Origin of the sequence: Dubosiella newyorkensis (genome assembly GCF_001945605.1) — a bacterium.
Classification (GTDB): domain Bacteria; phylum Bacillota_I; class Bacilli_A; order Erysipelotrichales; family Erysipelotrichaceae; genus Dubosiella; species Dubosiella newyorkensis.
Map to the genome: position 1 here is coordinate 1 of NZ_MPKA01000003.1, position 926 is coordinate 926.

The 926-nt window shown below is 41.9% G+C and carries 2 protein-coding genes; both read right to left on the reverse strand.

Features of this window, described 5'->3' with window-relative positions; all coding sequences use genetic code 11:
- Positions 1 to 329, reverse strand: a 329-nt coding sequence (locus tag BO225_RS00030) for an IS3 family transposase (RefSeq protein ID WP_143356701.1), incomplete at its 3' end; no start/stop codon positions are given.
- An 80-nt stretch (positions 330 to 409) separates the two neighbouring features.
- Positions 410 to 697 carry a transposase gene (locus tag BO225_RS00035; RefSeq protein ID WP_076340276.1) on the reverse strand — a complete coding sequence of 96 codons (288 nt, stop codon included), beginning with the start codon at positions 695 to 697 and terminating at the stop codon, positions 410 to 412.
- Between the last annotated feature and the right edge of the window lie 229 nt (positions 698 to 926).

Sequence of the window (926 nt, forward strand, 5' to 3'; positions counted from 1 at the left end):
CACCATACACTGTCGGGATCTTTTGGATTGAATTGTCTTTTCAGAAGATTGTGAAGTTTTCGATCATTCCCTTTAGATATGGTCGTTTTTATCTTGTGTTTCAGATATTTCGGTTTGATATTGGCTTCTTTCATAATCGAATAGACATACTTCTGGCATCCTTGGATCCCTTTCTTGTGCAGGATCTCTGCGATCTTGGGCGAGCCATACAGCTGGTGCGAATCGTTGTAGATCTTGACGATTGCTTTTTTTGTTTTTTCCCGTCGGACTTTTGTCTTGGATGGTTTTGATCTTAAATACTTGTAGTAGCCGGAAGGGCTCTTCTCCAATATAGCCAGTATACCCGCTATCGATGCTTTGGGATGTTTCTCTTTGTATTCCTGGACCGATCGATAGAGGAGACGAGCCGTTACTTGCCGAGTATACTGATTGCTTTTTTTAATACATTGAGCGCGTCCTGGGTATCTCTGAGCTGCTTTTTAAGATGGGCGATCTCTTTGGCTTCATCGCTGGCATAGTTGCCGGATCCTCTTACGACGACCTGATCGTCATGCTCTTTATAGCTTTTTACCCATCCTCCAATTGTTGTGTCATGGACTCCGAACTGTTGCGCGATCTGGGTGTAGGCAAGGTCTGGATGATCGAGTACATACTGAATCACCTGTTCCTTAAATTCTTTGTCATATTGCTTTGCCATTTTTCATTCCTCCTCATTCTGGAATTCAAATTGTTCTTCTTATGACATTCTACCACTTGAATTTTCAGAGGTTTAAGGGATGCACCATTAATACTAAATCCAATCGCAATCATCTGAGCTGGACCTGCCCATCTTATGTACTGGCAAAAGCAGACCCTGAAAAACAGGAACAATTCAAGGAAAACTTCCAGGATGTAAAAAAAAACTAACCGAAGAGGATGATCTTCAT